This window comes from Streptomyces sp. OfavH-34-F (genome assembly GCF_022347745.1).
In the GTDB taxonomy this organism is placed as follows: Bacteria; Actinomycetota; Actinomycetes; order Streptomycetales; family Streptomycetaceae; genus Streptomyces.
Genome location: NZ_JAKRGC010000106.1, coordinates 1 through 19993 on the forward strand (window position 1 = coordinate 1; position 19993 = coordinate 19993).

The 19993-nt window shown below is 73.0% G+C and carries 16 protein-coding genes and 1 pseudogene; 9 read left to right on the plus strand and 8 right to left on the minus strand.

Features of this window, described 5'->3' with window-relative positions; all coding sequences use genetic code 11:
* The 6 genes from MHW47_RS17350 to MHW47_RS17375 all read right to left on the minus strand — a co-directional run.
* On the minus strand, positions 1-666 hold a 666-nt coding region (locus MHW47_RS17350), incomplete at its 3' end, for an RNA polymerase sigma factor (RefSeq protein ID WP_239224289.1).
* Between the two features lie 366 nt (positions 667-1032).
* Positions 1033-2289 (minus strand): ATP-grasp domain-containing protein, encoded by a 1257-nt coding sequence (locus tag MHW47_RS17355; RefSeq protein ID WP_239224291.1) that lies wholly within the window; start codon positions 2287-2289, stop codon positions 1033-1035.
* A 34-nt stretch (positions 2290-2323) separates the two neighbouring features.
* Entirely contained in the window at positions 2324-3514 is a 1191-nt protein-coding gene (locus MHW47_RS17360; RefSeq protein WP_239224293.1) for an ATP-grasp domain-containing protein, read from the minus strand.
* 51 nt (positions 3515-3565) lie between these two features.
* Complete coding sequence (locus MHW47_RS17365; RefSeq protein ID WP_239224295.1) at positions 3566-4663, minus strand: hypothetical protein; 1098 nt, start codon at positions 4661-4663, stop codon at positions 3566-3568.
* An 81-nt stretch (positions 4664-4744) separates the two neighbouring features.
* Positions 4745-6085, minus strand: a complete 1341-nt coding sequence (locus tag MHW47_RS17370; RefSeq protein WP_239224297.1) for an aldehyde dehydrogenase family protein — start codon at positions 6083-6085, stop codon at positions 4745-4747.
* Positions 6086-6209: 124 nt separating this feature from the next.
* A complete protein-coding gene (locus tag MHW47_RS17375; protein ID WP_239224299.1) occupies positions 6210-6881 on the minus strand; it encodes a cyclase family protein in 672 nt (223 codons plus the stop codon).
* A 478-nt stretch (positions 6882-7359) separates the two neighbouring features.
* Between MHW47_RS17375 and aroF the strand changes: the two genes are divergently transcribed.
* The 8 genes from aroF to MHW47_RS17415 all read left to right on the plus strand — a co-directional run bounded on the left by aroF (position 7360) and on the right by MHW47_RS17415 (position 17317).
* Entirely contained in the window at positions 7360-8409 is a 1050-nt protein-coding gene (gene aroF / locus MHW47_RS17380) for a 3-deoxy-7-phosphoheptulonate synthase (protein ID WP_239224317.1), read from the plus strand.
* A gap of 19 nt (positions 8410-8428) precedes the next feature.
* Complete coding sequence (locus tag MHW47_RS17385; protein ID WP_239224301.1) at positions 8429-9523, plus strand: phenazine biosynthesis protein; 1095 nt, start codon at positions 8429-8431, stop codon at positions 9521-9523.
* Positions 9524-9525: 2 nt separating this feature from the next.
* Positions 9526-10983: an isochorismate synthase MenF gene (locus tag MHW47_RS17390; RefSeq protein WP_239224303.1), complete on the plus strand. Its 1458-nt coding sequence runs from the start codon at positions 9526-9528 to the stop codon at positions 10981-10983.
* A gap of 93 nt (positions 10984-11076) precedes the next feature.
* Entirely contained in the window at positions 11077-12276 is a 1200-nt protein-coding gene (locus tag MHW47_RS17395; protein ID WP_239224305.1) for an FAD-dependent oxidoreductase, read from the plus strand.
* A gap of 24 nt (positions 12277-12300) precedes the next feature.
* Complete coding sequence (gene hisC / locus MHW47_RS17400) at positions 12301-13419, plus strand: histidinol-phosphate transaminase (RefSeq protein WP_239224307.1); 1119 nt, start codon at positions 12301-12303, stop codon at positions 13417-13419.
* A 68-nt stretch (positions 13420-13487) separates the two neighbouring features.
* Complete coding sequence (locus MHW47_RS17405) at positions 13488-14768, plus strand: MFS transporter (protein ID WP_239224309.1); 1281 nt, start codon at positions 13488-13490, stop codon at positions 14766-14768.
* Between the two features lie 72 nt (positions 14769-14840).
* On the plus strand, positions 14841-16214 hold the full coding sequence (locus MHW47_RS17410; RefSeq protein ID WP_239224311.1) for a hypothetical protein: 1374 nt from the start codon (positions 14841-14843) through the stop codon (positions 16212-16214).
* Between the two features lie 50 nt (positions 16215-16264).
* On the plus strand, positions 16265-17317 hold the full coding sequence (locus tag MHW47_RS17415) for a zinc-binding dehydrogenase (protein WP_239224313.1): 1053 nt from the start codon (positions 16265-16267) through the stop codon (positions 17315-17317).
* Positions 17318-17384: 67 nt separating this feature from the next.
* On the opposite strand, the gene MHW47_RS17420 is transcribed toward MHW47_RS17415, so the two are convergent.
* Complete coding sequence (locus MHW47_RS17420) at positions 17385-18362, minus strand: helix-turn-helix transcriptional regulator (protein ID WP_239224319.1); 978 nt, start codon at positions 18360-18362, stop codon at positions 17385-17387.
* A gap of 82 nt (positions 18363-18444) precedes the next feature.
* Between MHW47_RS17420 and MHW47_RS17425 the strand changes: the two genes are divergently transcribed.
* Positions 18445-19698: an MFS transporter gene (locus MHW47_RS17425; protein WP_239224315.1), complete on the plus strand. Its 1254-nt coding sequence runs from the start codon at positions 18445-18447 to the stop codon at positions 19696-19698.
* Positions 19699-19715: 17 nt separating this feature from the next.
* Here MHW47_RS17425 and MHW47_RS17430 read toward each other — a convergent pair.
* Positions 19716-19993 (minus strand): annotated as a pseudogene (locus tag MHW47_RS17430) (hypothetical protein); the annotation flags it as partial.

Genomic DNA, 19993 nt, shown 5'->3' on the forward strand with positions numbered 1-19993 from the left:
CGCCTCCTCGGGCGGGCCGCCGGGCTCGGGTATCCGCAGCCCGTCGCGCGGACCGCCGGCCGGGGCGGGGCCGGGGGCGGGCAGTCCTTCGGTGCCGTCCGGGCGCTCGCCCCCGCTGTCGGCCCGCAGCAGTTCCGCGAGACGCTTCAGCCCCCGGTGGGCGGCGGTGCGGACCGCGCCGGGCCGTTTGCCGAGCGTCTGCGCGGCGCTCTTCGCGTCGAGCCCGACGACCACGCGGAGCACCACGGCCTCGGCCTGGTCCTGCGGCAGCTGGGCGATGAGCGACATGGTGCGGCCGGTCGCCAGGGCCTCGATCGCCTCGTCGGCGGTGTCGGAGACGGCCGGCTTGTCGGACAGCTCCGTCTCGTCGCCGGCTATGGCGGGCCGTCTGCCGCGCATCCGGAGATGGTCCAGGGCCCGGTTGCGGGCTATGCGCGCCGCCCAGCCCCGGAAACGGTCGGCGTCCCCGCTGAACCGGTCGAGGTCGCGGGCTATCTGCAGCCACGACTCGGACGCCACGTCCTCGGCGTCCGGCTCCCCCACCAGCGTCCTTATGTAGCCCAGCAGCCGCGGCTGCACAGCGCGGTACACAGTACGGAAGGCGTCCTCGTCCCCGTGCTGTGCCGCGAGCACCGCGGCAGTAAGCCCCGCGTCGTCCCCCAGCAACTACCTCAACCCTGCCCTGCTGTCTGATCGCAGCTGGTCACCACTGCCGCGCCACCCTGCGCGACTCAGCACGCTACGTCCTCGGCGTGCGCCGCGTCCATGACTTGTACAACCTGCAACATTCAGTCTGTGCACGGCGGTGTGACAGAAAACGCACGCGCGGCGCTGAGATGAGTACGGGGTCGTCCTGCGGCCCCGCGGAAGACGACCGGGGCCTCTCCTGTGGGGGGTGGCGGCCCCGGTCGTCGTTCCACTTCCGTCTCGGCGGCGTGTGTCCGTCAGGGACTCCCCGTGGGCTCCGCGGCCCCGGTGCCGATCCGGGCGCCGTCGCACACGATGCGGACCTCCGCCGGAAGCCGCTCCGGGTCAGGTGAGCTCGTAGAAGTCGCTCCCGTCCATGTACCGCGTGGTCAGCGCGTCGCGGGCGACGATCGCCGCGGTCTCGTGCAGGAGGTAGACCCGCAGCGGGAAGGTCCAGTCGTCGGTGGAGGGGTGCACCGGGTCGCCCGGCTGAACGCGGAAGAGCACGTCGTGGAAGCTGTCCAGGGCGCGCAGTTCGGCCAGCCGGGGGTAGGAGCGCAGGGTTCCGCCGCGGGGGGCCACCATGTTGACGATCCGGGCGTGGCGGGCGATCCGGTAGTCCTCGTCCGCCCGGGCCAGGAAGGCTCCGGGGTCGGTGCAGGCGTCGACGGTGAGGTCGAGCTGGCTGGTGCCGAGCGCCGCCGTGACGGGGACGTGGACGTCGGCGCCGCACACCCGGGCCCCCGTCTCGACCAGGCGCACGCCGTCCGGTGTCAGCTTGAGTTCGGTGTGGGCGGGGCCGTGGGCGATGCCGAGGGCGTCGAGCACCCGGACGGTGTGGTCGACCAGGAGGTCCTGTTCGGGTCCGCGCCGGGGCAGCAGTTCGGCGCCGGCGGCCAGTTCGGCGACGCCGTTGGCGCTCAGGGTGTGCATCTTCCAGATGTCGGAGACGCGGTGGACGCCGTCGCGGCTGACGGTGTTGACGATGTACTCGTGGCCGACCAGGTACTCCTGGGCGAGGACGGTCTCGTTCCGCTGGCCGAGCACGCTGGTGCTCCCGTGCAGCGTGCGGAAGGCGGCCTCGACCTCCTCGGCGCCGGAGCAGAAGAAGACGCCGTCGCTGCCCGCGCTGCTGATCGGTTTCAGCACGACCCGGCCGCCGCCGGCCTTCTCGTACCAGCCCAGCAGTTCGTCCAGGTCGGTGGTGCGGAGCTGTTCGACGGCCGGCACGCCCGCTGCCCGGACGGTCTCGATCATGCGGTACTTGTCGCGGCGCGCCGGGCTCAGCGCGGTGCCGTTCGACGGCAGGGCCAGCCGCTCGCTCAGCTCGTCGGCGAGGGGCACCGCGCGTTCGACTCCGGGGAGCACCGCGATCGGCCGGTGCGCGCCGACGGCCCGGAGCGTCTCGGCGAGGTCGCCGTGGTGGACGATGTGCGCGGCGAAGTCGTCGGGGTGGTAACCGCGTGCGTAGTTCGGGGGGATGTCCGGCGTGCTCTGGACGTGGACGCAGTCGTGACCGCGGGCCTTGAAGAGCGGCGCGAGACAGCGCGAACTGGCGTAGGCGTCGACGATGACGACCGCCGGAGCGCTGGAAGCATTCATGTTTTCCTCACCGGTGTGGAAGCTCGGGGCGGTCTCAGGCGGCGGGACCGGTCCGGATCAGGATGCGGGCGGCCGCGGCCTCGGCGCGGGCCACCGCCTCCTCCGCGTCCCGGCCCACGGCGATCACCTCGCCGCACACGCGGTCGGCGGACCAGGTCACCGGCGGGATCACCATGCCTGGCTTCGCCTTGACGCCCAGCGTGACGCCCTCCAGCCCGTCGTCCGGCAGGTGGACCTCGCCGACCACGCCGGGCTCGGCCGTGAGGAAGCGGATCGCGGCGCCGCCGATGGGAGCGGGGACCTCGTCCTTCCACGGTTCGATGCCCAGCGGGACGGCGACGGCGGCGCGCACGAGGTCCACGCCGTAGGCGAGCCGGACCAGTTCGGGGATGTTGTCGCCGCCCGCCCGGTTGTGGGACTCGATGATCCGCAGCCCGTCGGGGGTGATCATGATCTCGGTGTGCGAGGGGCCCTCGACGAGGCCGACCGCGTCCAGCAGCCGCACCGTCAGCTCGGCTATCTCCTCGCGGGTCCGCTCGTCCACGCGGGCCGGGACCGAGTGGCCCGCCTCGACGAAGCCGGTACCGAGGAGCTTGTCCGTGACGGCCACGACGGTGTGCCTGCCGTCCGCCGAGAAGCCCTCCACGCTCACCTCGTGGCCGGTGAGGAACTCCTCCACCAGCATCCGGTCGCGTCCGGCGGCCTCGACGCGCGCCCAGACCTCGGCGGCCCGGCCGGGCCCCTCGACCTTGTGGACGTCCCTGCTGCCACCGTAGTCGAGGGGCTTGACGATGCCGGGGCCGCCGATTCCGGTGAGGAAGCCGGCCAGTTCGTCCGCGCCGCGCACGACCGCGAAGCGGACCGGGGACAGGCCGGTTCCCTCCAGGTGGCGGCGCATCGCGGACTTGTCCTTGAGCAGGGTGACACTGTGCAGGGAGTTGCCGCCGAGGGAGAACTCCTCGTTGAGCCGGGCCGCGGTGACGAGGCCCAGTTCGGCCGGGGAGAAGAACCGGGCCACGGGCAGCCGGTTTTGCAGCGCGCGCCCGGCCTCCAGGACCGCCTGCTGGTCGCCCAGGTCGACGTCGATCACCTCGGCGCACCAGCGGCGCGCGGCCTCGGGGTCGTACATACCGGGCTTGGCCAGCATGGTGACCTCGCAGCCGAGTTCGGCCGCCGACCGAAGGACGCTCGGCCGACCGCCCAGCAGGGCGATACGTGTAGTCATCTCTTGTGATCTCCGATTCTGCTCTTGGGGAAGTCGTCCGCGCCGGCCGGATCAGTCGGCGATCAGCGTCACGTTGTCCCCGAAGCGCATCAGCGGACGGTACTGCTCGGCGCGCGTGTGGCGCATGGTGCGCAGCATGGCGATGGCGCTGCCGGCGGCCTCGTCGGACTGGATGATCGAGGTGTCGTCACCGACGAGGGCGGCGGTGATGGTGACGTGCTGCTCGATGTCCTGGAGGTCCGCCTCCAGGAGCGCGTCCCGGGCGAGCGCCACCTCGGGGGCGTCGGCGGCGAGCTTCTCGAAGGACTCGGTCCAGGTCTGTGCCAGGGTGCGCATGGCCTTGCGGAACGCCTTGTGCTCCGGCTGGGTGCGCCCGGTGAGCGCCACCGGGACGGCGGGCGGGGCCATGGTGGGCCGGACCTCGGCGTCGTAGCAGGGCGCCGACATGTCGCCGGACTGGATCATCGCCGCGGTGAACGCGCGTACGTACACGGCCGCTTCGCGCAGCGCCTCGCCGGCCGCCGCCGTCTCGCCGTCCCGGTGCGCGGCGAGCGCGCGCCGCACGGAGTCGGCCGCCGCGAGGTTGAGCACGAAGTAGAAGTGGTGCGTGATGACCCAGCGCGTCAGTTCGTCCTGCTCGGGGGTGACGGGGGCCGGGCCGGCCGGCGTCTCGGGGGACGCGGGGTCGCGTTCGGCGTCCTGCGGGTCCAGGCCGCGCAGGATGTGGACCATGGCGAGGACCACGGCGGCCTGCTGGTTCAGCGAGACGCGTGCGATCCGCAGGTCGGCGAGGGCGCGGGCGACGATGACCGTGACCTCGGAGACGAGCCGGGCGTCGTCGATCGGGGCCGTGCGGACGCCGAAGTACGTGTGGTTCGGGACGATCGGGGTGAGCGCGGTGGCGTCCATCGGCGCGACCTGGGCCAGTGCGGCGAGCCGGTCGGTGGCCTCCACCGCGGTCTCCAGGGCGTCCCTCAGCGGTGCCACGCGCACGCCCTTCGGGTTCAGCAGTTCGGTGCGGAAGTCCTCCAGCGCGGTGACCGCGTCGCGCAGCGCGGCCTCGACGGGCCCGGCGGGCCGGGACGTCGCACGGACCAGGTTGTTCGCGGGGAGGACGACGAGCGGGAGATCGGGGCAAGCAGCAGACATGTCGGTACCTCGGTGCGTGGTGGCAAGGGACGAGGGCGGAAGCAGAGATGGGTCGTACGGCGGGCGGCGGTACGGGCCGGCCTACACGCGGGCGTAGCCGCGTGCCTCGTTGAGGAACTGGCCGAGGTAGCCGTCGTGCGGCAGGTACGGGTCCAGCCACCACCGGGCGACCGGGCCGTGGACGACGGTGCGCACCCCGGGCATGGCCAGGGCCTTCGCGACGAGGGAGGCGTCCTCGGTGAGCAGGCCGAGGACGAGCGAGTCGTCCAGGGGCGCCATGCCGTCGGCCTTCCGCCAGGGGGCCACCCAGGCGCAGGGGAAGGGGAGTTCCGTCGCCAGCGCCGGATGGTCGCCGCGGTCGAGGAGGAACACGGCGGGCCGCAGGGCCACGGCCTCCCCGCCGACGGGGGACAGCGGTTCCCCGGGATGGGCGGCGACGAGGTCGGGGGCCGTCCCGGCAGCGCGTGCGGCGGCCGCGCGCAGCGCCTCGGCCTCGGCCCGGGGCCGTACGGGGAGGACCGCGCGGGGGTCGGTGACCGGGTGGGCGGGGAGCGCGGCGAGGCGTTCCGCGAGCCGCTCGGCCAGGAGCCGGTGGTCGCCCGTGGTCAGGACGGCGGTCGTGTTGGTGCAGCGCACTCCGCCGTCGCCGGCGATCTCGGCGACTAGGTGGTCGAGCAGCGCGTCGTCCACCTCGGTGTCCACGAGGATCTTGCTGCGCCCCGGTCCGCGTACGAGGACCCGGTCGTTGCCGCGCAGCCGGGCGACGGTGTCCTCACCGCCGTAGACGAGGGCCAGGTCACCGGCCTCGGTGAGGGCGTCCGCGGCGGCGTGCCCGCCGGGGAGGAGGCTGACGCGCTCGGGGTGGAGCCCGGCGGTGAGCAGGGCGTGGACCAGGCGCAGCGGAGTGAAGGGGTCGCGGCCGCCGGGGCGGACGGCGACCCCGTAGCCCATGGCGATCGCCTGGAGCCAGGCGCCGTGGGTGCCGGGGTGGTTGCTGGGGGCGATGACGGACAGGATCTTGCCGCGGCGTACCCAGCGGGCGGAGGTGCCGGCGCCGGCGGGTATCTGGTGGCGGACGGCCTCGCCGAGCGACTCGGTGTCGCGGGCGACGCGTTCCAGGACGCCGCGGGCCACCGTGACGGGGACGCCGGAGGCGAGCGCCTGGAGGCGGCAGTACTCCTCGGGGGTCTGGCCGCCGAGGGTCGCCTTGGCGAAGAGTCTGCCCGCCTCGGCGAGGACGGGGAGGAGTTCGGCGGGGTCCGTCTCGGGTGCCCGTCGCATGTTCTTGACCGTCATCCGGGCCAGGAGGGCCGGGACCTCGTGGACGGTCGCCAGGGGTTCGCCGGTGACACCGTGCAGCACACGGGTGTCGCGGGAGGTTCGTTCCTCGCCGGCGCGGAGAGCGGGTACGGGTAACAGCACGCCAGATCAACTTCCTCCGGTTCGGGACCGGTTCGGGACCGGCTCGCAGGGCCGGTTCGATGGTTCGCCGGGGCACACCGGGCCGGACCGGCCCGGAACCGGTGGGTGTCGTGGCTTCAGCCGGTCAGAACGGCCAGCCGTCGAAGACCACGGCGCGGGCCGGTGCGGCCTCCACGTCGGCGATCTTGATGGGCAGGGCCATGAGCTGGACCACGGGGTTGGAGATGAGGGCGAGGTTCTGGATGTTCTCCAGGATCGGGATGCCGGCGGAGAGCAGGGCGCGGTGCACCTGGCCGCTGCGGTCGTCGGGCCGCTCGGTGATGCAGTCCATGCCGACGAGCGTGGTGCCGTTGGCGGCCATCCAGTCGGCGGCCGAGACGGTGAGGTACGGAGGCTTGTCCCAGTAGTCCTTGCGCCCGAGGTACCGGTCGGGGTGGTCGGTGCGGATCAGCAGCCGGTCGCCCTCCTGCCACACGTCGCGGACGGCCTTCTCCAGGTCGTCGCCCGTCACCGGGTCCAGGTCGCGCTTGTGGGAGAGGTCCGCGACGACGGCGCGGCCGACGAACGTGCTGAGCGGGACCTCGTCGATCTTCTCCCGGTCCTCGAAGAAGTGGTAGCCGGCCTCCACATGCGTCCCGTTGTGGGGGAATATCTCCAGGTTGGAGAAGGTTCGCCCGACCCCCGCGGGGTCGGACGCCGGGGTCATGGCGCGCTGAATATGGAATTCCGGATACCACGGCGCATCGTAGGAGGGCATGCCCTCGGACCAGCCCTGACTAATGTCGATCAGCTTCACGCTGCACTCCACGACTCGAACGGAAACGACCCCGCCGGGGCGGCAGGACCCGGGAGAACCTAACACGACGCAGGGCAAACTCCAGATAAATAAAAGAACAAAAATTCAACTAAATTCGGAGCATTTAATTCCAGAAAGCGGCGCGCCGACGGGACCGCCACGCGCACACACAACCTTCACTCGCCGCACCGACTCCTGCACAACCGGCAGCAACCCTCTCCGGGTACTACACGTTGATCGCCCAACATGCGCGGCTTGACGTCCGAATTGGACCTCTTTCTACAGCTCTGCACGCTTACGCAGAGCGATGCGCACTTGCAACACAAAGATGACGGCTTGGGATTTTTCTCCGTCTTGCCCGTTCCGCACCTCGAAAAATGACGCTTGCGGGTCGGCGAGGGGCTCGACTACTGTCGCCAGCGGCACAAAAGAGAAAAGAATTCATAAGCTCGTGGAAGGGGATTCCGTGATCGTCACAATGGATTCATCAGCACCCCAAGAAAGTGTCGGTAACGTCACCGAAGCGCTTTCGAAAAACGGAATCAACACTACCTTAACGATCCTCGGGAATTCCACGGTGCTCGTCTCCGAGAGTTCCGGAACGCCGGAACTGGCCGACATACTGCAGGATCTCCCGGATGTCACCCGTGTCCTGCGGGTCGCGGGGGCGCAGCGGCTCACGAGCCGCGCCTTCCGCGAGGAGAACACCCGTGTCCGGGTCGGCAAGAATGTCCAGGCGGTTTTCGGCGGGGACGAGTTCGTCGTCATCGCCGGCCCCTGCGCGGTGGAAAGCGCCGAACAGATGACCGGGATCGCCGACCTGGTGCACGCCGGCGGCGCGACCGTCCTGCGGGGCGGCGCCTTCAAACCCCGCACCTCTCCGTACAGCTTCCAGGGCCTCGGGCTCGCGGGTCTCACGCTCCTCGCGGAGCAGCGCCGGCGCACGGGACTGCCGGTCGTCACCGAAGTCGTCACGCCGAAGGACGTCGAGTGCGTCGCCGAGGAGAGCGACATGCTCCAGATCGGCGCCCGCAACATGCAGAACTTCGAGCTGCTGCGCGAGGTCGGTGCGGCGGGCAAGGCGGTCCTGCTCAAGCGCGGGATGTCGGCCACGATCGAGGAGTGGCTGCTCGCCGCCGAGTACCTCCTCCACATGGGGAACGACGACGTCGTCCTGTGCGAGCGCGGCATCCGCAGCTACGACCGCAGTACGCGTTTCACGCTGGACCTCAGCGCGGTGGCCGAGGCCAAGCGCCTCACCCACCTCCCGGTCATCGTCGACCCGAGCCACAGCACCGGCAAGCCGCACCTGGTCGGGCCGATGTCGCTGGCCGCGGCCGCCGCCGGCGCCGACGGGCTCATCATCGACGTGCACACCGACGCCCGTGCCGCGCTGTGCGACGGCGCCCAGGCTCTCGACGGCGCGCAGTTCGCCGACCTCATGGAGAAGCTGGTCCCGCTGCTCGAAGCCGTGGACCGCCCGCTCGCGTCGACCGCCCGCCCCGCCGGTTCCCTCGCCTCGGCCTGACACCCCCTTGGAGGACAGCATGTCGCGTCACATCACCGACCCGTTCACCTCGGACCTCGGGCCCGACGAGTTCGTACCCGCCGCCATGCGGTGGCACTTCTCCCCCGGGACGGGCTCCCCGTTCTGGCTCAAGCGCGCCGCCGACCTCGGCTTCGACCCCCTGACGGACATCCGCACCTGGGACGACCTCGACCGCTTCCCCGACGTGAGCGAGGAGTGGCGAGCCGTCTCCGTCGACGACCTCGTCCCGGCGGGCACCGCGGGCGACCCCTGGGACTTCCAGGTCTTCGACAGCGGCGGCACGACCGGCTCGCCCAAGCGCATCGTCGAATCGCGCTCCCGGCGCAACGGCGTCCACTGGGTCAGCGAGGTCCTCGCCGACCACGGGGTGCCCGGGACCGGCGGGGGGCACTGGCTGCACATCGGTCCCACCGGGCCGCACATCGTCGGCCGTTCGGTCGGCCTGCTCGCCCAGATGCGCTCGACGTTCTGCCACTACATCGACTTCGACCCCCGCTGGGTGAAGAGCTGCGTCAAGCAGGGCAGGGGCGAGGAGGCCGGGCGCTACGTCAAGCACATCCTCGCCCAGGCCGCGGACGTGCTGAACACGCAGCCCGTCTCGGTCCTCTTCGCCACCCCGCCGGTGCTGGAGGCCCTCTGCGCCGACGACAGCCTCCTCGACCTCGTCCAGCGCAAGGTGCGGGGCATCATCTGGGCCGGCACCAGCGTCAGCCCGGAGACACTGCGGGCCTTCGAGGAGGAGCTGTTCCCCGACGCCGCCGTCGTCGGGCTGTACGGCAACACCATGATGGGCATCGCCCCGCAGCGCCCCCGGGAGCCCGGGGACACCCACCCGTGCGTCTTCGTGCCGTTCCACCCGTACAGCAGGGTCAAGGTCGTCGACCCCGCGGAGCCCACCCGCGAGGTGGCTTACGGCGAGCGCGGGCAGGCCCGCATCAGCCTGCTCTCCCGGGACCTGCTGGTGCCCTGGACGCTGGAGCGGGACTCGCTCGTCCGCGTCGCCCCGACCGCGGCCTATCCGCAGGACGGCGTCGCCGACATCCAGGTGCACAGTGGCGACAGCGGCCAGTCCATCATCGAGGGGGTGTATTAGGGATGAGCGTCGATACCGCGCCGAGCCCCGGCGTCTTCACCCTCACGCCCGACGAACGGACCGCGCTCGTGGACGCCTGCCGCGCGGGCGTCGAACGGGCCCGCGCCACCGGCCACCACGCCCTCGTCAGCTGGGCCGTCGCATGCGCGCCGGCCGACCCCTTCGCCATCTGGGCCGGAGCCCGCCGCCACGCCGGGCGCTCCCTCTACTGGCAGTCGGCGTGGGACGGCGCGACCGTTCTCGCCTTCGGCAGCGCCCACGACCTGCGCGGTACGGGAGCCGGCCGTATCCCTGCCGTCCGGGCCGCCTGGACCGAGTTGGTGCGCGACGCGGTCACGGACGGCGGTGGATACGGTGCGGGGCCCCTCGCCGTCGGCGGCTTCGCATTCGGCGACGGTACGGGTGCGGCGCCGGGCGAGCTGCCCGAGGCACTGCTGTGGGTGCCGCTCCTCCAGCTGCGCTCCTCGGCTCCGAGCGGTCCACCGGGCGGCACGCACCCGGCGGAGCTGCGGGTCAACGCCCTCGTGGACGGGAGCGACGACCCCGGGCTGGTCGCACAGGCACTGGCCCTGCGGGCCGAACGGTGCCTGGCCGCCCGGGACACGAGCGGGCCGAAGCCCTCCCCCCGGCCGCGCGCGAGCGTCGACACGCCCGACGCCGACGCGTGGAAGGACCTGGTGCGCCGGGCCACGGACCGGATGCGGGCGGGCGACTTCGAGAAGGTGGTGCTCGCCCGCCGCGTGGACATCACCGCCGACCGGGAGTTCGACGTGCCCGCGGCGGTCCGCCGGATGCGGGAGACCTACGCCGGCACCACGGTCTTCGCGCTGGGGCACGGTGACACCACCTTCCTCGGCGCGACGCCCGAGTACCTGGTCCGCGTCGAGGACCGGGACGTCCACTCCCTGGGCCTCGCCGGGACGACCCCGCGCGGGAAGACGCCCGCCGAGGACCGGGCGCTGGAGGCGGAGCTGTCCGGCAGCACGAAGCTCCTGCACGAGCACGAGGTCGTGGTGCGGATGCTGAGCGGCGCCCTCGCGGAGACCTGCGTCGACGTCGAGGCGGAGGCCGGGCCCCAGGTCCTCAAACTCGCCCATGTCCAGCACCTGTCGACTCCGGTACGGGGACGGCTGCCCGAGGGCTCGGCGGAGGGAGTCCTCGGGCTGGCCGCCCGGCTCCAGCCGACACCCGCGCTCGGCGGCCACCCCCGCGCCGAGGCGCTGGAATGGCTCGCCCGCAACGAGGGCTTCGACCGCGGCTGGTACGCGGGCGGCGTCGGCTGGGCGGACCAGGAGGGGAACGGGGAGTTCGCCGTGGCCATACGCTCCGCGCTCGTACGGGGCGCCTCGGCGTCGCTGTACGCCGGATGCGGCCTCGTGGCGGACTCCGACCCCGAGGTCGAGTACGCCGAGACCTGCGCCAAGCTGCGGCCCATGCGCGCCGCGCTCGGTCTCGACTGACCGTCCGGGCTCCGGCGCCGGCCCGCACCGGGCGGCGCCGGAGCCCGTACCCCTTCGGCCCCGCTCTTTCACGCCCCACGGAGACCTGGCAACGTGACCATGGAGAACATCGTCGTCGTCGGCGGCGGGCTCGCCGGCTCGCACACCGCCGCGGCACTGCGCGCCCGCGGCTACCGCAAGGCCCTCACGCTCGTCGGCGCGGAACCGCATCCGCCCTACGACCGCCCGCCGCTCACCAAGTCGGTGCTGGCCCACGAGGAGGAGGACACCTCCTTCCCCACCGACTGGATCGGCCTGGACCTCGGCCTGCGCCTCGGTGAGCGCGCCGAATCCCTCGAACTGGACGAGCACCGGCCCGGCGGTGTGCTGCGGACGACGGCGGGTCCGCTCCCCTTCGACGGCCTCGTCCTGGCCACGGGCGCCGAACCCCTCAGGCTGCCCGGCACCGGGAAGCAGCACGTGGTCCGCACGGTGGACGACGCACGCGCCCTGCGCCCGCTGCTGCGCCCGGGCACCCGGCTCACGCTGGTCGGCGCCGGGTGGATCGGCGCCGAGATTGCCACGGTCGCGGCCGGGAAGGGCTGTCGGGTCACGGTCCTGGAGGTCGGCCCGGCTCCGCTGGCCGCCGCGGTCGGAGCGGACATCGGCGCGTGGACGGCCCCGTGGTACGCGGCGGCCGGGGTCACCCTGCGCTGCGACACATCCGTGGCCTCCGTGGACCCGGGCGGACTGCGGCTGGCGGACGGGGAGTTCCTCGCGGCGGACGTCGTCGTGGTGGGCATCGGCGCCCGGCCCGCGGTGGACTGGCTCGCCGGTTCCGGCCTCGCCCTGGCGCGCGGCGTGGTCGTGGACGCGTCCCTGCGCACCGCGCGGCCCGAGGTGGTGGCGCTCGGCGACTGCGCCGCCTGGTGGTCGCGGCGGTACGGGCGGCACATGGTGGTCGAGCACTGGGACACCGCGCTCAAGGCGAGCGAACCGGCCGCCGCCGCGCTGCTCGGCGAGGACGTGTGCCACGACCCGGTCCCGTACTTCTGGTCGGAGCAGTTCGGCCGGACCGTGCAGTACGCGGGCGACCACCACGACGCCGACCAGGTGGTTCTGCGGGGCTCGCCCGAGGACCCGGACTGGGCCGTCCTGTGGCTGGCGGGCGGCCGGCTGCGGGCCGTCCTCACCGTGGACCGCCCGCGCGACCTGGTGCAGGCGCGCCGCGCCCTCACCCACGGCTGCGTGGTCGACGTCCCGGCCGCCGCCGACCCCGCCACCGCGCTGCGCGACGCGCTGCGTGCGGCCTGACCGCCCCGGAGAGGACACCCCTTCATGACCACGACACACGGCGCCCCGGCCACGGACGCGGCCCCGGACCGTTCGGACGAACTTCCGCTCTTCAGGGCCGCCGTGTCCGGCCTCGTGAGCTACCGGCCGCAGAAGCCCGCGCTGTCCCCGGCGGGGCGTTCGTACGCGCTCGCCGCCAACGAGACACCGTTCGGCACTCTGCCCAAGGTGGCGGAGGCGATCGCGGAGGCCGCGGCGGGTATCAACCGCTACCCCGACAACGCCGGTCAGGCGCTCGTCACCGAACTCGCGGAGCGGTTCGGGCAGAGCCCGGAGGGCATCATGCTCGGCTGCGGTTCGGTCGGCGTGGCCCAGCAGCTGATCACCGCCGTCGCCGGACCGGGAGACGAAGTCCTCTACGCCTGGCCCTCATTCGAGGCGTACCCGATCCTCACCCGGCTCGCCGGGGCGACCGCCGTGCAGGTGGGGCTGCGCGACGACGTCCACGACCTCGCGGCGATGGCGGACCGGGTGACCGACCGCACCCGGCTGATCTTCGTCTGCAACCCGAACAACCCGACCGGCACCGTCGTCGGCCGCGCGGAACTGGAGGAGTTCCTCGACCGGGTGCCCGCCGGCTGCCTCGTCGTCCTGGACGAGGCGTACCACGAGTACGTACGCGACCCGGGCACGCCCGACGGACTCTCCCTGCTGCCCGGCCGGCCCGGCCTCGTCGTCCTGCGGACCTTCTCGAAGGCGTACGGGCTCGCCGGGCTGCGCATCGGCTACGCGGTGGGCGACCCCCGCGTGATCGGCACCCTGCGCAAGGCGTATCTGCCGTACAGCGCGGGCAGTGTGGCCCAGGCGGCCGCCGTCGCGGCGCTGCGCTCGGGCGAGGAGGTGCGGCGGAGAACGGACATCGTCACGGCGGAACGCGCCCGGGTGACCGACGCCCTCCGTAAGCTGGGGTGGCGGGTGGCGGAGAGCCAGGCCAACTTCCTCTGGCTGCCGCTCGGCGAGCGTGCCGCCGCCTTCGGCGCGCACTGCGCGAGCGCGGGCATCTCGGTACGGGCCGTGCCGGGGGCCGGAGTCCGCGTCACCCTGGGTCTGCCCGCCGACAACGACGCCTTCCTCGCGGCGGCCGAGGGCTTCCCGCCGTCCTGACCCTCATCGGCCCCACCCCGCACCCTACCGGGAGCCGGCGGTGTACCGGCTCGCACCTTGGGAGACGCATGTCCTTTCTCCGCCCCCGGTTCCCGGGCGAACGCGCCCTGGTCTCCGGAATCGCCGTGGACGCGGTCGGCTCCGGGATGTACGTCCCGTTCAGCCTGGTGTTCTTCCGTCATGTGACGGGGCTGCCGCTGCCGTTGATCGGGCTCGTCCTGACCGTCACGGGGCTCGTCAGCATCGCCGCGGTCCCCCTCGTCGGCATCGCGGTGGACCGCTTCGGCGCCCGCACCATGCAGATCTCCCTGTACGTCATGCGGGGGCTGAGCTTCGCCTGCTTCCCGCTCGCCGACTCCCTGCCGGCCTTCGTCGTCGTGGCGCTGTTCACGTCGGTGGGCACCCGCGCCTTCCGGCCCGCCCAGGACGCGCGGCTGGCCGAACTCGCCGCGGGCACCGACCGGGACCGGCTCCAGGCGCTCAGCCGCAGCCTGAACAACGCGGGGCTCGGCGCGGGGACGATGATCGCCTCGGTCGTCATCGCCACCGCCGGCGACTTCGGCTACACGGTCACGGCATGGGTCAACGGAGCGAGCTTCGTCGCCGCGGGGTTCCTCGCCTCGCGCACGCCGCCCGCACCGCCCCGCGACCCCGCCGCCCCGCGCGCCCGGAGCGGGGGCTACCGGGTCGTCGCCAAGGACCGGCCGTTCCTGGGGCTCGTCTGCGCCAACCTCTGCGTCGCGCTCGGCTTCTCCGCGCTCACCGCGCTCCTGCCGCTGTACGCCACGGGGCTGCTGGGCCTGCCGGACGGTCTCGTCGGCAGCGCCTTCCTCCTCAACACCGTGCTGTGCGCGACGCTCGGCGTTCCCGTCGCCGCACTCGCCCGGCGCCGCTTCGCCACCCGGACCCGGGCGGCGGCCGCGGGCGCCGTGCTCTTCTGCGTCGCCTTCCTCGGCCAGGCGGCCCTGGGCACCGTCCGGCCGGACGGGGTACTGCCGCTGCTCACCGGGCTGCTGGCCGCGGTCCTCGTCATGACGGTGGGCGAGATGGTGTACAGCCCGTCCTCCGGAGCGCTGTCGCAGTTCGCCGCGCCCCAGGCACTGCGCGGCCGCTACCTGGCCACCTATCAGCTGTCCTGGTCACTGGCGTACGCCCTCGGCCCGATGGTGTTCACCTCGCTGCTCGCCGTGGACGGCCGCCTGCCGTGGCTGCTCGTCGCGACCACGGCGGCGCTCGGCGCGGCCGTGCTCGTACGCGTCGAGCGGAGCCTGCCCGCCGGGGCGGTCTCCTTCGCGCCCGTGCCCGCGCCCGCCGCGCCCGGGAAGACGACCACGACCACCGCCGAGTGACCCCCGGACCCGTCCCACGCACTCACCACGGCGGCGCACCCGCCCGCCCGCACCACGACCAGGAGTTACGAAATGGACCGCGTCTCACTGACCAGCACGTACCTCGCGGAGCTGGAGACCGCCGGGCTGTCGAGCGAGGAGCTGCTCGGCGCCCTGCCCCAGAACAAGATCCTCAACAGCGACAAGCCGAACGGCGTGGGCCTGTGGCTCGCCCGCCCGGTCTTCCTCGGCGGTGAGGAGCTGGGCCGGCTCGCCAAGGACCTGCACAACCTCCTCAGCGCGCTGGAGAGTCTGCCCGAGAAGCTCTTCGGCGGGGACTTCGCCGCCTTCGCGCGCGCCGTCGGGCTCACCGAACCGCAGGTCGAGGCGGTCATGCAGAACCGGGGCGAGCGGATGACCCGGCAGAGCCGCGCCGACCTGGTCTGCGACGGGACCGGCTTCAAGCTCCTCGAACTCAACCTCGGCAGCGCGATAGGCGGCGTGGACAACGTCGACGTCTGCCGCGAGCTGCTCGAGGTCCCCGTCCTCGCCGAGTTCGCCGAACGGCACGGGCTGACCTTCGTCGACTCGCTGCGCGAGCAGGTCCACAACATCCTCACCGAGACCGGCTTCTCGGCCGACGACCACCCGGTCGTCGCGCTCACCGAGTGGCCGTCCGCCTTCTCCGACGAACTGCCCTACATGACGCAGCTGTGCGAACGCTGGGCCGGACTCGGCCTCGACGCCACCCCCTGCCACCTCGGTCAGCTGGAGGCGCGCGACGGGCGTGTGTGGCTCGGCGAGCGGGCCGTCGACATCATCGTGCGCATCTTCCTCATCCGTGACGTCATCACCCCGGGCGCCGCCCGGCTGACCGCTCCCGTCTTCGACGCCGCGCGCCGGGGCGAGGTCAAGATCTTCACCCCGCTCGACACCTCCGCCTACGCGAGCAAGGCGGCGCTGTCGCTGCTCTCGGACGAGGGCAACCGGCACGTGTTCACGGCCGAGACCCTCGCCTCCCTGGACCGCATCCTGCCGTGGACGCGCCGGGTCCGCCGCGAGGAGGTGACGCTGGAGAACGGCGAACGCGTCGACCTCGTCGAGTACGCGCTGGCCCACGCCGACGACCTGGTCCTCAAGCCCACCTCGCTCTCCGGCGGCAAGGGCGTCGTGCTCGGCTGGGCCGACGACCTCACCCCCGATGCCTGGCGCGCGCACGTCCTCGCCGCGCTCGACAGCCCGCACGTGGTGCAGCGCCGGGTGCGGCCCGCCCAGGAGACGGTCCCGGTCCCGGGCGGCGGCACGGACCGGTTCCGTCCCGTGTGGGGGATCATCACCGGCGTCAACGGCTTCATCGGCGGCAGCGTCCGGGCCATCCCCTCGGCCGCCGGCGATGTCGTGGTGAACGTCGCCAACGGCGCCCACGTCGGGGCGCTCCTGCACGAGGCCCCGGTTCTTCCGGCCTGACCCGTTCCCGACCGGCCCCACATCCCCTCGTATCCAGGGAGACCACTGCCATGAAGGCCGCTGTATTCCACGGCAGGCGCGACGTCCGGGTCCAGGAGTGGCCCGATCCCCCGGCCCCCGGGCCCGGGGAGATCCAGCTCGCCATGGTGCGCGCGAGCATCTGCGGCACGGACGTCGAAGAGTACGCGTCCGGTCCGCACCTCATCCCGCTGGCGAAGCCGCACTTCGCGAGCGGCCACCAGGGGCCGCTGGTCATCGGCCACGAGATGGTCGGCGAGGTCGTCGCGACCGGCCCCGGCGTCGACGCCTTCGCGCCGGGCGACCTGGTCGTCCCGGGTTCCGGAGTCTCGTGCGGGGAGTGCCGCTACTGCGTGCGGGGCCGGACCAATGTCTGCGCGCGCTACTACACGCTCGGGCTGCACGTGGACGGCGGTCTGGCCGAACGGGTCAACGTCCCGGCCAGGATCAGCCGTTCGGCGGGCGGCCTGGACGCCGATGTCGCGATCATGGCCCAGCCGCTCGCCGTGGCGCTGCGGGCGGTTCGGGGCATCACGCCCGAGCCCGGCCGGACGGTCGTGGTGATCGGCCTGGGCGGTATCGGCTCCCTCGCGGTGGCCGCCTGCGCGGCCCGGGGCGTCGAGACGGTCGGCGTGGACGTGTCGGCGGCCCGGCTGGAGACCGGGCGCCGGGCGGGTGCGGGGCTGCTGATCGACGCCTCGCGCGAGGACGCGAGCGCCGCGATCCGCGCGGCGACGGGCGGTCACGGCGCGGATGTCGTGATCGAGGCGTCCGGGGCGGTCGCCGGCCTCGCGACCGCGATGAACGCGGTGTGCAGGGGCGGACTCGTACGGCTGGTCGGCCTCCACCGCGACCCCTCGCCGCTCGACCTGACCCGGCTGGTCCTGGAAGAGATCACGCTCGACACCTCCAAGGTCCACATCTGCGACCAGGACCTCCCCGAGGCGCTGGCCCTCCTCACCGCGCACCCGGAGATCGCCACGACGGCGCTGGACGACGTCATCACCCTGGACCGGCTCGTCCCGGACGGGCTGGAACGCGCCGGGCGGGGCGACGCCGCGGGCAAGGTGGTCGTGCGCTTCTAGCCGACCGTTTCCCCAGCTCGGAAGGGCGTCGCGCCCCGGGGCTCCCCGGGGCGCGACGCCGGGCCGCTCAGCCGGGCCGCGTACCGAGCAGGTCGTCGGCGACCGACGTGCGCGCGTACAGCACGGACCGGCCGGCGCGGTGCGCGCTGACGAGTCCGGCGTCGCGCATCGCGGTGAGGAACTGGGAGACCCCGGCCGGCGAGATGCCGGTACGCCGGGCCAGTTCGGTGGTGGAGGCGGGCGCCTGGAGTTCGGTGAGCAGCAGGGTGCGCGAGCGGCCGAGCACGGCGGTGACCGCCTCGGACCGTGCCGGGGCGGTCCGGTCCCACAGGACTCCCACGCCGCGCGCGGGGTAGGCCAGTTGGAGCGGCTCCTCGTCCCGTACGACCGTGAGTACGCCCGGTCCGGCGAACACCGAGGGGATGAGCAGCAGCCCCGCGCCCTTGGTCGTGCGGTGGAGGGTTTCCTGACGGCGGACGAGCCGCAGGGTGTTGTCGTCCCAGCTGATCTTGGCGTGCAGTCCGTTGAAGAGGGCGCCCGCGCCGTACTCGGCGACCTGGCGCGCGCGGTGGAAGACATCGGCGTCGAGGACGGTCCGCATCCGCTGCCAGTAGGGCGCGAGGGCGAGTTCCCAGTACCGCTCGATCTCCTCCGCGACCTCGGCCAGCCCGCTCTCCGGGTCGGCGTTCAGCGTCCCGATCCGTGGCGCCGGCCGGTCCAGGTGGTGCCCCAGGTGCTCCAGGTCCCGGCGCACCGCCTCGGCCGCCGAGCCCCGGATCGCGTCGAGTTCCTCGTGCAGCGCGGGGGCGTGGCCGGCCGGGGCGGGGTTGAGGAAGTCCGGGAGGTAGCCGCTCGGCGGGATGAGCGCGGCGAGCCAGCCGCGGTCCAGTCCGGCATCCACGAGGCGGGGGCGGACCTGTTCGATCCAGGGGAGGTGGACGGCGGCAGGACGGACGGCGCGCAGTAGCCGGTAGCTGGTGACGACCTCCCACATGGGCGAGATCGAGAACCGCATGCGCGCGAGGTCGCTCGCGGAGAACTCCATTTCCGCCAGAGCCGATCCCCTCCACCATTCAGTCATCGCTGAATCATTTGCCGGGCCCTCGCAGGCCGCACATCATGCGGCCATGCTCTCCTCCTACAAGGGCCTCCCCCGCACCGCCTGGATCATCTTCGGCGGAACGATCGTGAACCGTCTGGGCTTCATGGTAGTGCCCTTCCTCGTCTACTACCTCGGCTCACGGGACGTCAGCACCTCCCAAGTCACGTACGTGCTGGGCTGCCTGGGGATAGGCACGCTCGTGGGCCCGCTGCTCAGCGGGGTGCTCGCGGACCGCTGGAGCCGCCGCCAGACCATGATCACCGGGCTCATCGGCACGGCCCTCTCGCACGGTCTGCTCTTCGTGGCGCCCAACCTCGTGGCGCTCGCCCTCGCGGCCGCCGTCCTCAGCATCTGCGGCACGATGGTCAGCCCCTCCGCCAACGCGATCCTCGGCGCGTCCGTCGAAGCGGATCGCCGTCGCCACGCGTTCTCGCTGGTCTACTGGGCGGTCAACATCGGCAGCGCCGGGGCCGGCATCCTCGGCGGGTTCCTCGCCGAGCAGGGCTACTGGCTGCTCTTCCTGGTCGACGGCAGCTGCTCGATCGCCTACGCGTTCATCGTGGCGAGTCTGCTGCCCGCCGACAAGCAGGGGTCCATCCCCCTCGCCAGCCGGCCGACCAGGGGGTACGGCGTGGTGTTCCGCGACCCGCTGATGCGCGGGCTGCTGCCCCTCTTCGGCATCACCCTCGCCATCTACTCGCTGACCGAGGCGGCGCTGCCGCTCTCCATCCGCGACGACGGGCTCTCGCCCAAGGTCCTCGGTCTGATGGCGACCGTCAACGCGGTCGTGGTCGTCGTCCTCCAGCCCATCGCCTCCACGGTCCTGGACCGGTTCCGGCCGCTCGCCGTCTACGTCTGCGCGGCCGGGCTCATCGGCGTGGGTGTCGCGCTCACCGGACTCGCCCACGACGTCTGGACCTACGCCGCCACCGTCGTGGTGTGGTCCGTCGGCGAGGCGGCGATCGGCGGCATCCACTCCGCGACGATCCAGAGCATCGCGCCCGAGCACGCGCGGGGCCGCTACCAGGGCGCCTTCCAGTGGCTGTGGGGTTCGTCGCGCTTCCTGGCGCTGACCGTGGGCACCGCCCTCTACTCCAGTACGGGCCCGGCCTTCCTGTGGTGGTCCTGCGCGCTGGCGGGCGTCGTCGCCCCGCTGGGGGTCCTCGCCCTGGCCCCCGCCATCGACCGGCGCGCGGCCGAGCTGGAGAAGGAGAAGGAGAAGGACGAGGCCCCCGAGACCCCCGAGGCCCCGGAGGCCCCCGCGGTGGCGGCGGAGTAGCGGCCGTACGGCGCCGCTCAGCGCCGCACGCGGGCCCGGCGGGCGGCGGCGGCGCGGAGCACCCGCTGGCCCTCCGCGGAGACGTCGATCACCTGGCGCAGCCCGGCGCCCGCCGGGGCGGCCTCGTCGATGCCGGCCAGCATCTCCAGGACGAGAACCTGCCGCGCCGCCTCACCGGCCAGCAGCGGTCCGGCGGCGGACGGGTCGCCCGCCCGGCAGCGGGCCACCGGGTCCGGTGCGGCGGGGGCGGCCGCGTCATGAGCACGGTGGACCTCCAGCGCCAGCACCGAACAGG

What these genes read in the sequence shown, in the direction of transcription:
- MHW47_RS17355 (WP_239224291.1), bottom strand. Translation starts at nt 2,289, where the DNA reads ATGAATGCTTCCAGCGCTCCGGCGGTCGTCATCGTCGACGCCTACGCC.
- MHW47_RS17405 (WP_239224309.1), top strand. Translation starts at nt 13,488, where the DNA reads ATGTCCTTTCTCCGCCCCCGGTTCCCGGGCGAACGCGCCCTGGTCTCC.
- aroF (WP_239224317.1), top strand. Translation starts at nt 7,360, where the DNA reads ATGGATTCATCAGCACCCCAAGAAAGTGTCGGTAACGTCACCGAAGCG.
- MHW47_RS17420 (WP_239224319.1), bottom strand. Translation starts at nt 18,362, where the DNA reads ATGGAGTTCTCCGCGAGCGACCTCGCGCGCATGCGGTTCTCGATCTCG.
- MHW47_RS17360 (WP_239224293.1), bottom strand. Translation starts at nt 3,514, where the DNA reads ATGACTACACGTATCGCCCTGCTGGGCGGTCGGCCGAGCGTCCTTCGG.
- MHW47_RS17425 (WP_239224315.1), top strand. Translation starts at nt 18,445, where the DNA reads ATGCTCTCCTCCTACAAGGGCCTCCCCCGCACCGCCTGGATCATCTTC.
- MHW47_RS17410 (WP_239224311.1), top strand. Translation starts at nt 14,841, where the DNA reads ATGGACCGCGTCTCACTGACCAGCACGTACCTCGCGGAGCTGGAGACC.
- hisC (WP_239224307.1), top strand. Translation starts at nt 12,301, where the DNA reads ATGACCACGACACACGGCGCCCCGGCCACGGACGCGGCCCCGGACCGT.
- MHW47_RS17365 (WP_239224295.1), bottom strand. Translation starts at nt 4,663, where the DNA reads ATGTCTGCTGCTTGCCCCGATCTCCCGCTCGTCGTCCTCCCCGCGAAC.
- MHW47_RS17385 (WP_239224301.1), top strand. Translation starts at nt 8,429, where the DNA reads ATGTCGCGTCACATCACCGACCCGTTCACCTCGGACCTCGGGCCCGAC.
- MHW47_RS17390 (WP_239224303.1), top strand. Translation starts at nt 9,526, where the DNA reads ATGAGCGTCGATACCGCGCCGAGCCCCGGCGTCTTCACCCTCACGCCC.
- MHW47_RS17415 (WP_239224313.1), top strand. Translation starts at nt 16,265, where the DNA reads ATGAAGGCCGCTGTATTCCACGGCAGGCGCGACGTCCGGGTCCAGGAG.